11 protein-coding genes are annotated in these 11,464 nt (G+C 30.0%); 8 read left to right on the top strand and 3 right to left on the bottom strand.

Annotation, left to right across the window (positions count from 1 at the left end):
* The first annotated feature begins 56 nt into the window (after nt 1-56).
* The 7 genes from ACTG45_RS12995 (at nt 57) to ACTG45_RS12965 (ending at nt 7,545) form a co-directional block, all read left to right on the top strand.
* Nucleotides 57-1,316, top strand: coding sequence for a pyridoxal phosphate-dependent aminotransferase (locus ACTG45_RS12995; protein ID WP_479919115.1), 1,260 nt, complete (start codon nt 57-59; stop codon nt 1,314-1,316).
* A 60-nt stretch (nt 1,317-1,376) separates the two neighbouring features.
* Nucleotides 1,377-3,164, top strand: a complete 1,788-nt coding sequence (gene iorA / locus ACTG45_RS12990) for an indolepyruvate ferredoxin oxidoreductase subunit alpha (RefSeq protein ID WP_479919114.1) — start codon at nt 1,377-1,379, stop codon at nt 3,162-3,164.
* A gap of 1 nt (nt 3,165) precedes the next feature.
* On the top strand, nt 3,166-3,741 hold the full coding sequence (locus ACTG45_RS12985; protein ID WP_021385150.1) for an indolepyruvate oxidoreductase subunit beta: 576 nt from the start codon (nt 3,166-3,168) through the stop codon (nt 3,739-3,741).
* Between the two features lie 52 nt (nt 3,742-3,793).
* Nucleotides 3,794-4,864, top strand: a complete 1,071-nt coding sequence (gene buk / locus ACTG45_RS12980) for a butyrate kinase (protein ID WP_021385231.1) — start codon at nt 3,794-3,796, stop codon at nt 4,862-4,864.
* Nucleotides 4,865-5,081: 217 nt separating this feature from the next.
* A complete protein-coding gene (locus tag ACTG45_RS12975) occupies nt 5,082-5,783 on the top strand; it encodes a YczE/YyaS/YitT family protein (protein WP_021385203.1) in 702 nt (233 codons plus the stop codon).
* Nucleotides 5,784-5,841: 58 nt separating this feature from the next.
* Nucleotides 5,842-6,348: an NUDIX hydrolase gene (locus ACTG45_RS12970; RefSeq protein WP_021385184.1), complete on the top strand. Its 507-nt coding sequence runs from the start codon at nt 5,842-5,844 to the stop codon at nt 6,346-6,348.
* A gap of 174 nt (nt 6,349-6,522) precedes the next feature.
* Nucleotides 6,523-7,545: an AI-2E family transporter gene (locus ACTG45_RS12965; protein ID WP_021385219.1), complete on the top strand. Its 1,023-nt coding sequence runs from the start codon at nt 6,523-6,525 to the stop codon at nt 7,543-7,545.
* Between the two features lie 146 nt (nt 7,546-7,691).
* On the opposite strand, the gene ACTG45_RS12960 is transcribed toward ACTG45_RS12965, so the two are convergent.
* From ACTG45_RS12960 to ACTG45_RS12950, 3 genes are all read right to left on the bottom strand, one after another.
* Nucleotides 7,692-8,000: a DUF1540 domain-containing protein gene (locus ACTG45_RS12960; protein WP_021385244.1), complete on the bottom strand. Its 309-nt coding sequence runs from the start codon at nt 7,998-8,000 to the stop codon at nt 7,692-7,694.
* Nucleotides 8,001-8,059: 59 nt separating this feature from the next.
* Nucleotides 8,060-8,488 (bottom strand): hypothetical protein, encoded by a 429-nt coding sequence (locus tag ACTG45_RS12955; RefSeq protein WP_479919113.1) that lies wholly within the window; start codon nt 8,486-8,488, stop codon nt 8,060-8,062.
* A 219-nt stretch (nt 8,489-8,707) separates the two neighbouring features.
* The gene (locus ACTG45_RS12950) at nt 8,708-10,165 is read right to left on the bottom strand and encodes a carbon starvation CstA family protein (RefSeq protein WP_479919112.1); all 1,458 of its coding nucleotides are present in this window, start codon (nt 10,163-10,165) and stop codon (nt 8,708-8,710) included.
* A gap of 383 nt (nt 10,166-10,548) precedes the next feature.
* Here ACTG45_RS12950 and nadA point away from each other — a divergent pair, with 383 nt between their 5' ends.
* Nucleotides 10,549-11,463, top strand: coding sequence for a quinolinate synthase NadA (gene nadA, locus ACTG45_RS12945; protein ID WP_479919111.1), 915 nt, complete (start codon nt 10,549-10,551; stop codon nt 11,461-11,463).
* Nucleotide 11,464: the final 1 nt, after the last annotated feature.

Below are 11,464 nucleotides of genomic sequence, written 5' to 3'. Positions count from 1 at the left end.
ATGCTAATTGCTTAATATATAATGTGAGAGGTAAATACAATTTTAGGGGTGATGGTATGAGTCAAAGTATGGTTGGTAAGCATGCAATGTGGCCAAAAGAAAACGATGTTATATTTAGCATATCTGGTAGAGCTCAAGCAGCAGAGAAGGCTTTAGGTATGGATAATGTAATAAATGCAACAATAGGCGCTCTAATGGATGATTCAGGAAAATTAATAACAATGAAAACTGTATATGAAGAATATAAGGCACTAGATAACTGTGAGATAGGTGCATATGCGGCTCTTGAAGGCCAGCCAGATTACTTAGAAGCAGTTAAAAAAGTATTTTTCAGAGATTACTTACCAGAAGGACATATAAGAGTATTAGCTTCACCAGGAGGAAGTGGTGCAATAAAATTGGCTGTATGGAACTATACTAATGAAGGTGATGAAGTTTTAACATCTGATTGGTTCTGGAGTCCATATGTAAGTATAGCTGAAGAAGCTAATAGAAAAGTAGTAAACTACCAATTGTTTGATGAAAATAGAAGATTTAATTTTGAGTCATTCAAAGAAAATTTTGTAAATATAGCAGAAAAACAAGATAGAGTTTTTACAATTATAAATACGCCAGCTCACAATCCAACTGGATATAGTGTTGCAGATGATGAATGGGATAAAATATTAGATTTATCAAAAGAAATCGCACAAGATAAAGATAAAAAGATAATATTTTTCGTAGATTCAGCATATATTGACTTTGCAGGTGATGATAATGTCTGTAGAAAGTTTTTTAAGAAGTTTTCTAATCTTCCTGAAAACGTTCTTGTATTGGTTGGATTCAGTATGTCAAAAGGATTTACAGCTTATGGTATGAGAATGGGAGCTATAATTTGTATATCTTCAAGTGAAGATGTAGCTGAAGAGTTCCATTATTCATGTGTTCATTCATGTAGAGCAAACTGGTCAAATTGTAATAGAAGTGCCATGGCAGTATTATCTAACATTGTAAATGACACTAAAAAATTCAAAGAATATGAAGATGAAAAAGAAATATACAAAAAAATGCTAACTAGAAGAGCAGATGTATTTGTAAAAGAAGCTGAAAGAGTAGGCTTAGAAATTCTTCCGTATATAGCAGGATTCTTTGTAAGTATACCATGTGATAATCCAAGAGAAGTATGTGAAGAATTAACTAAACATAATCTATTTGCAGTTCCATTAAAAATGGGCTTAAGATTTGCAGTTTGTGCAGTTTCAGAAGAAAAATGTAAGAAAGCCCCAAGTATTATAAAAGAAGCACTTGAAAGTTTAGAAGTAAAAATAAATAATTAATTTCATTGAACAAATTGGGTGGACTATGAATTTAATAATTGTAGATGGAGGGAATTTTATATGAAACAATTGATGACAGGTAATGAGGCAATTGCACGTGGAGCCTATGAGGCTGGTGTTAAATATGCATCCGCATATCCAGGGACTCCAAGTACAGAAATATTAGAAAATATAGCAACATATAAAGATGCAATAGTTGCAGAATGGGCTCCAAACGAAAAGGTAGCACTTGAGGCTGCTATAGGGGGTTCAATTGCAGGAGCAAGAACTATGGCTTCTATGAAACATGTTGGTGTAAATGTTGCAGCTGACCCGATATTTACTTATGCATATACAGGCGTAAATGGTGGTATGGTACTTATTACAGCAGATGAACCGGGAATGCATTCATCTCAAAATGAGCAAGACAATAGGATGTATGCAAAATTTGCAAAGATACCTTTATTTGAACCAGCAACTAGCCAAGAAGCTAAAGATATGATAAAGGAAGCGTTTGAAGTTAGTGAAAAATATGATACACCAGTTTTATATAGAGTTACAACAAGACTTTGTCATTCAAAAGGTTTAGTAGAATGTTATGATAGAGAAGAAGTTGAAATTAAAGAGTATACTAAAAATGCTAAAAAAATGGTAACTGTTCCAGCAAATGCTCAAATAAGAAGGGGCGTTGTTGAAGAAAGAATGGAAATTCTTAAAAAATTCTCAAATGAAACTGACTTAAACTATTATGAAATAAATGATACAAAAATAGGTGTTATAGCTTCAGGTATGTGCTGTAATTTTGCTAAAGAAGTCTTTGGAAAAAATGCATCATATATGAAGTTAGGATTTACAAATCCATTACCTTATGAAAAAATAAAAGAATTTGCAGATAAAGTTGATAAAATATATGTAATAGAAGAAAATGACCCATTTATAGAAGAACAAATAAAAGCATATGGAATAGATTGTATTGGAAAAGATGTAATGCCTCCATATGGAGAAATGACACCAGATGTTTTAAGAAAAGCTATATTTGGAAAAACAAATGATACTATAGAATACAAATCTGAATTAGTAACACCAAGACCACCAAGTTTCTGTGCAGGATGTCCACATAGAGGATTCTTCTATGAACTTGGAAAGAGAAAAAATTTAATAGTTGGTGGAGATATAGGATGTTATACTCTTGGATTTGCTCCTCCATATAATGGAATAGATTATGTTGTTTGTATGGGTTCTGCTTTTGGAACTGCACATGGAGCTCAAAAAGTTCTTAATATGAAGGAAGGAAACGAAAAAAGATTAGTAGGTGTACTTGGAGATTCAACTTTCTTCCATACAGGAATAAATGGTCTTTTAGATGTAGTTTACAATAGAGGAAATTCTATATCAGTTATATTAGACAATAGAATAACTGGAATGACAGGTCATCAAGAAAATCCAGGTTCAGGATATACTTTACAAGGAGCAAAAACTAAAGATGTTGACATAGAAGGATTAGTTAAAGCTTGCGGAATAGAGCATGTAAGAGTTATAGACCCTAACAATTTAAAAGAAGTAAATGAAGCATTAGATTGGGCTTTAGCTATAGAAGATGAACCATCAGTAATAATTACAAGATGGCCATGTGTACTTAAAAAATTCTCTAAAGAAGATATAGAAGAATTTAATAACCCATTTAAGACTAAGTGTAAGGTTGACCATGATAAATGTATTGGATGTAAATTATGTTTGAAAACTGGATGTCCAGCCCTATCATTTGATAAAGAAAATAAATTATCAAATATAGATAGAAATCAGTGTGTAGGATGTGGAGTATGTTCACAAGTTTGTCCAAAACAAGCAATAGTTAAGGAGGAAAAATAATATGACTAAGAGTATACTTTTGGTAGGTGTAGGAGGTCAAGGAACTATACTTGCTAGTAAATTATTAACTATGGGATTGATGGAAGCTGGATACGATGTAAAAATGAGTGAAATACATGGAATGAGTCAAAGAGGAGGTTCAGTTTCCTCACAAGTTAGATATGGAGATTGTGTATATTCTCCAGTTATAGAAATTGGTGGAGCAGATATATTAGTATCTTTTGAAAAAATGGAAGCTTTAAGATGGTTCAATTATCTAAAGCCAGAAGGAAAAGCTTTAGTAAACGACTATAGAATAGATTCTATGACTGTTTTAATCGGAGGAGCTGAATATCTAGAAAGTGATATAGATGCAGAGTTAAATAGATTAAATGCAAAAGTTATAAATGCAGCTGATAAAGCTGAAGAACTAGGAAATTCAAAAATAATGAACGTTATTTTATTAGGATGTCTAGTTAAATCTATGGAGTTAGAGTCTATTGATTGGGAAAAAATTATAAGTGAAAATGTTAAACCAAAATTTATTGAATTAAACATAAAAGCTTTCCATGAAGGTATGGAAATGGTTAGCAAATAGTTTATAATAGATATAGATAAACTATAGAAATTAAGGTGAAAGGAAGAAAATTATGACTTACAGAATATTAGCCATAAATCCAGGTTCTACTTCTACAAAAATAGCAGTATACGATGGAGAAGAACAAATTCTTGTGAAGACAATAGACCATCCAGCTGAAGAGATTGCAAAATATAATACAATACAAGACCAATTTGAAATGCGTAAAGAAGCTGTTTTGAATATTCTTGAAGAAAATAATATAGATTTAAAATCTCTTAGTGCAATAGTAGGAAGAGGTGGAGTTTTACCACCAGTAAAATCAGGAGCATATTTAGTAAATGAAGAAATGATTGATGTACTTAGACATAGACCAGTGCTTGAACATGCTTCTAACTTAGGAGCTGTTGTGGCACATGCAATATCAGAGCCACTTGGAATAAACTCATATATTTATGATTCTGTTGCAGTAGATGAGCTTATAGATGTAGCAAGAGTATCTGGACTTTGTGGAATGGATAGAGCAAGTACAGGGCATGCATTAAATACTAGAGCAATGGCTTTAAAATATGCTAAAGATAATGGGAAAGATTATAAGAGTTTAAACTTAATAGTAGCTCATATTGGTGGAGGAGTAAGTATTTATCTTCATGAAAATGGAAGAATGGTTGATATGTTATCTGATGATGAAGGGCCATTTTCTCCAGAAAGGTCAGGAAGAGTACCTGCTACAAAATTAGTGGCAGCTTGCTATTCAGGCAAATACTCAGAAAGAGAAATGACTAAAAAGATAAGAGGTAAAGGTGGTATAGTTTCATATCTAAATACTGTAGATGCTAGAGAAGTTGAAAAAATGATAGCAGAAGGAAATAAAGAAGCAAAAATTATTTATGAAGCAATGGCTTATCAATTAGCAAAAGGCATTGGAGAATTAGCAACTGTAGTAGATGGAAAAGTAGATGCTATAATTATAACAGGTGGAATTGCATATTCTGAAATGTTTACTTCAATGGTTAAAAAGAAGGTTGAATTTATAGCACCAGTAGAAATTATAGCAGGAGAAAATGAGCTAGAGTCACTTGCTTTTGGGACTTTAAGAGTATTAAATGGAGAAGAAGAAGCTAGAATTTATAGTGAAAATTAATAAGAACAACTAAAAATGTTTATATATTAAAAAGTGGTATATCCATTTTTATACACGAAAGCTTAGAACATAGGTAAAAGTGTATAAAATCTGGATTGCCACTTTTTTTGTGATTGAAATTTTATATTAAATTAATGAAGAGTTATGTAAAATTTTGTATTTATATATATATTTTATTGGTATTTATTGTTATTATTATTATGAGGAGTGATTTTTGATGGGAAAAATAAATTTAAAAAGTATGATAAGATTATTTTCAGGTTTCTTTATATTTGCAATTTCTTCTGTATTGATGATTAATGCACATGTTGGGCTTATGCCTTGGGATGTGCTTCATCAAGGTTTATCTATAAAATTAGGTATAACTATAGGTCAGGCATCTATAATGGTTGGAGTTATAATCGTTATATTGGATGCAGTTTTTGGTGAAAATATAGGATGGGGTACATTACTGAACATGACATTTATAGGAATATTTATTGATTTAGTAATATTTTCTGAAGTAATACCTCATGCAAGTAACACTTATGTAGGTGTCTTTATGGTTGTTATAGGAATTATCTTAGCAGCTATAGCAAGTTTTTTATATTTAGGTGTTTGCCTGGGAAGTGGACCAAGAGATGGTCTTATGATTGCACTTCAGAAGAAAACTAATAAATCAGTACGCCTTGTTAGAACAATTCTTGAAATACTAGCATTAGTTGTTGGTTGGTTATTAGGAGGTTCTGTAGGTATTGGTACGCTTGTAAGTGCATTAGGATTAGGATATGTACTACAAATAGTATTTAGGATGTTTAACTTTGATACAAAGTCACTTAAGCATAGATTTATTATAGATGATATAAAAGATTGGAAAGAGAAGAAAAGCGATGAACATAAATGTAAATCAAGTGTTGCAATAAAAAATGAGCAAAATTAAGTATACTAAAATATATTTATATTTTATCTAATTTATGTAAAGGTAAGGAGATTTGGAAATGGAATTATGGGATTTATATAATACTGATGGAATTAAAACAGGAAAGGTTATAGAAAGAGGTAATTCTATTGAAGAAGGCTATTATCATTTAGCAGTTGAAGTATGGATTTTAAATAGTAACTCTCAAATTTTAATTCAGAAAAGGTCTAAAAGTAAAAAGACATTGCCAAATATGTGGGGAATGACAACTGGATGTATTGTTTCTGGAGAAGAGAGTTTGGAAGGAGCAATTCGTGAAGCAAAGGAAGAAATAGGGATAGATATATCAAAAGATGAAATGAAGGTTTTTAGAAGTATGATTCATGATGATACACTTTGGGATGTATATTTTGTTAAGAAAGAGTATGATATATCAAAAGCTATTTTGCAAGAAGATGAAGTAAGTGATATAAAATGGGTAAGTACAGATAAAATAAGACAATTGATAAAGGATGGTTTGTTTTTTGAATATCCAGAAATATATGAATTACTATATGATATAGATAATAATAATTTAAACTTATGATGTGGAGCAGATTTTAGTATAAATATGATTGTATAGAATTATCTTCTCTAGATTTTAATATTGTTTTATGAAGAATTAATAAGTTATTTTTAAAGTTTTTCTGATTATTTTTTAGAATTAGAATAAAAAAGAGTAGCATTGTAAAGTCATAAAGATTTGGGGAGGATTTAAACTGTGGAAGATAACAAAGAATTGGCACGTGATGGTTCAAAATATAAAATTGTTTCTATATCTGTTGTAGTAATTATTTTAATTACATTCTGGTACATGTTAAATATGGTTCTTTTAACATTTATAATGACCTTTATTTTCTATAATTTACTTGTAGCCATAAGAAAGCGAATTAATAAAATTTCTTCTAGAATTATTCCTGATTCGCTGATAATTGTAGTGTTATACTTACTATTTGCTGTATTATTGGTATTGATTAGTTATGCAGTTGTACCAATAATTATAGTACAACTTACGGAGCTAAGTAGGATTTTTAGTGATTTTGATGTAAATCAATTTGCTCAATCTCTAGGACCAAAACTTTATCCTCTTGTTTCAAAGTTAGATTTTAATAAATATGTCTCACAGGCGGGGCTACTTATAGCATCAACAGCGACAAAGGTTGGAAGCTTTGGAGTAAACATATTATTAGGTTTCTTATTGAGTTTACTTCTTTTACTTGAAAAAAATGATATTAAAAAATTTGGAAATAAACTTGCAGATAGTAAGATTTCCTTCATTTATAATTCCCTTGTGTTTTTTGGAAAGAGTTTTGTGAAAAACTTTGGTGAAGTAATGAAAGTACAAGTGATGATTGCGTTTATAAACTCTGTTGTTTCTATGATTTTTTTAGGTTTCATGGGATTTCCTCAAATATGGGCTTTAGGATTTATGATTTTTGTATTAGGTCTTATTCCAGTGGCAGGTGTTATAGTATCGTTAATTCCATTAACTGTAATAGCTTTTAATATAGGTGGAATAACGAAAGTACTTGGAGTTTTGGCAATGATTTGTATAGTACATGCAGTAGAAACATACATATTGAATCCTAAATTGATGTCAAATAGAACAAAACTTCCAGTTTGTTTTGTGTTTATTATTTTACTTGTAGGAGAGCATTATCTAGGTGTATGGGGATTATTAATTGGAGTTCCAATATTCATGTTCCTTATGGATATTTTGGGTGTTAAATTTACTTCTAGATAATATTTTACAGCAATAATTTATTTGTGCATGTGACTTATGATTTGTTTAAAAAAGAACCTATGAATAGACGTCATTAATAAAAGAAGTCTATTTTATAGGTTCCATTTTGATTTCTATAAATACTATATAATTAAATAACAAGAAATTTATTTCATTTCAAAAGTTTCACAACTTGCATTTCCTGAATTTATATGAACTTTTTCAGCTTTACAAAGTTCATTTTTATTGTATTTACATTTTACAGCTTCACAATGAATATTGTCTGTATCAACTTGATTAGTATCATTAGAACGACTAGTTATTCCAGAAGTATATTTGTCTTCAAAAGAAGCACAATAAGTATTTCCTGTAGTAGTTGCTTGCATTCCATCTACTTTTATGCTACCAGCATAACAGTATCCACTAGTATTATAAGCACAATTAGTAGCGTCACAATTTAAATTATTATTTTTCATAAATAACCTCCTAAGTTTTATTTACACTTATTATGTGAAGTTATTTAAATTTTATACACCTATTTACAATTACATTTATCACATTTAACAACTACATCTTTTGAAGTTTCTCTTCCTAAATTTCTATTGATATGATATACATCTATATTTTCAGTTGAACCACATATAGAACATTTAAAATTGTTTTCTAGTAAAACTCTTTCTCTAAATAATTTCCAGTACATAGAATTGATGTAATCATTGTAATTCACCTTGAGGCATGTTTCAAGAAAATTTATGTATAGATTATCTAAATCTCCTGTATCTAACTCTGTATATTCTGGTTCAAAATATTCACAACACCCTCTAAAATCAGGTTTGGTATCAGAAATAACACATCTAATATCATATCTATAGTCTAGGCTAGGCCCCTTGAATAAAAGATGTGTGCAAAAAGAGCAAGATGTCTCTGGTAGATTTTTTTCAAGTTCATGTAATTTATTATTCATAAGTATTCCTCCAAAAAAATTTATTTTAAGTATATAAATGTGTAGATTATTTTAAAACTTTTATTTATTTATATTAGAAATACAGGATAAATATTCCAATAAAGAGTAAATACTTATTTATTTATGAATTGAATAAAAAGAGACAATCTCTAGCTTGAGACAGTCTCTTTTTATGATTTTTATATTAAAAGTTTAATCTAAGTGTAACTTTAGTTGATTTTAGTCAGCTAGTTTAACATCTGCCTTGTTTTTTAACTTTCTACCATAATAGACGGTTAAAACAGCATATAATACAGTAAAGATAGCAGCTAAAATATAGGATATATTTATACCTAAGTTAAATCCAATTTGAGCATTGAATATATAGCTAAATATGATAAAAGAATAAAACATACCTGGAATTAAGCTTATAATATAATTTTTTTCTTTTATTATAAGGTAGACTGTAATCATCGCAAATGCAAATATAGCGATGGTTTGATTACTCCATGAGAAGTATCTCCATAATATATTAAATCCAGAAGAACTAAGTTTTGCAAATATCAGAATTGCTATGACAGGAATAAATATGCATATTGATAGTATAACGCGATGTTTCTTTTCCTTTTGGTCATAATGAAAATAATCAGCAAGCATTAATCTTAGAGATCTTAAAGCTGTATCTCCAGAAGTTATTGGTAAAACGATAACACCTATTATTGCGATGATTCCACCAATAGAACCAAGTAAATCTCTTGCAACTAAGCCTATTACATCAGGAGAGCCTATCAATTCCTTAGGTATACCTTTATTGTAAATACCCATAGCAGCTGCAGCCCAAATCATTGCAATTAAACCTTCTAAAATCATCATGTTGTAAAAAGTAGTTTTTCCTTCTTTTTCATTTGAAACTGATCTTGCTATAAGAGTGGCTTGAGTTGAGTGGAATCCAGAAACTATACCACAAGCAACTGTAACGAAGAATGTAGGGATAAGAGGAATTCCATCAGGATGAATACCTTTCCAATTCGCAAGACTTAAATTAGCTAAATCATAACCCTGTGTAAATATTCCGATTCCAACACCAGCAGCAGATAAAAGTAGGATTGCTCCAAATATTGGATATACCTTTCCTATAATTTTATCAATTGGGAATAGTGTTGCACATAAGTAATATACAAAAATAATTCCGTAAACTATCCATACAACTGGATTATTTATAGTTGACTTCATGTTTAAGATTTGTGTAACAACCAAATCTCCAGGTGTGTAAATAAAAACTGCACCAACTAAAAGCATTAATAGGCAAAGGAATATATTATAGACTTGAAAGACTTTGTTACCTAAAAATCTACTGATAAGTGAAGGCATCTGCGCTCCTTTTTCTCTTATACTAATCATTCCACTCATATAGTCATGTAAAGCTCCTCCAAATACACAACCAATAGGGATTAGTATAAATGCTATTGGACCAAATAATATACCTTGGATAGGTCCTAGAATCGGTCCTGTACCAGCTATATTAAGCAATTCAATGAGACTATTCTTCCATTTTTTCATTGGAACGTAGTCTACACCATCACTCTGAGCAAGAGCAGGTGTTTTTCTGTCATCTGGGCTAAATACTTTTTCACAATAAGCACCATATAAAGCACCTCCTATTAGTAATATAGCCAATCCAATTAAGAACGTTGTCATAATATCACCCCATTTATAAAATTTTTTGGATTCTGTATACGTATTGAAATAACCTACCAATTCTATAAAATACTAAAAGTAATATAATTTCAGAAATTAATACATACACATAATCATGTACTTAGTATACATGTGTTTGGTAAAATTTTCAATATTATAGCAATAAAGAATATAAACAAAATTCTGATAATATTTTACAAAAAAATTAAAAAACATAAAAAATAGTTTAAATAGGTAAGTAAAAAAGATAAATCAATTGATAATGTAAATGTCTATATCTTAACAATATTAAGCGGTCTAAAATTCTTGAAGAAAGAATAGTCAAGTGATATAATGAGTTTACAGGTGTATATACACTAGTACATATAGAAAGCGGTGCGATTATGGATAAAGATTTAACATATCAAATCAAAGAGCTAAAGAAAGAAAAAAATGCAATAATACTTGCCCATTTTTATCAACCACCAGAAATACAAGAATTAGCAGATGCAGTTGGTGACTCATATTACTTAAGTGAAATTGCTAGAGATTGTAAAGAAGATGTGGTTGTATTTTGTGGGGTAAGATTTATGGGAGAAAGTGCTAAGATATTATCACCTGAGAAAACTGTATTAATGCCAGTAAGTAACGCTGGATGTGCTATGGCAGATATGGTAGATGAAGAAGGCGTGATAAAACTAAAACAACAGTATCCAAATGCTTTGGTTGTATGTTATATAAACTCTACAGCTAAAGTCAAGGCATATTGTGATGTTTCCGTTACATCGTCCAGTGCAATTAAAATATTAGAAAACATAGATAATAAAGAAATTATATTCCTTCCAGATAAAAACCTAGGAGGATATATTGCAGAGAAATTTCCAGATAAAGACTTTATATTTTGGGACGGATATTGTAAATACCACAACAATATAAAGGCTGAAGAAATAATTGAATTAAAAGATAAGTATAAAGATGCAGAAGTATTGGTACATCCAGAATGTAAAAAGGAAATAAGAGATTTAGGAGATTATGTAGGAAGTACATCAGGAATAATAAAATATGCTACTAATAGTGAAAATAAGAATTTTATAATAGCAACTGAAGAAGGGATATTACATGAATTAAAGAAAAAGAATCCTAATAAAAACTTTTATATCCCTGGAGGAAGAATACTATGTACGGATATGAAAAAGACAACATTAGAAAATTTATACAGTACACTTAAAAATATGGAAAATGAAGTTACTGTAGAAGATGAAATTATGGAAAAAGCTTTAAATTCACTGCTTAATATGCACAGATTAGCAGAAGGATAGA

The organism is Clostridioides sp. LIBA-7602 (assembly GCF_056688945.1).
The sequence above is the reverse complement of the archived record's forward strand: the minus strand, read 5'-3'. Positions and strand labels throughout refer to the sequence as shown.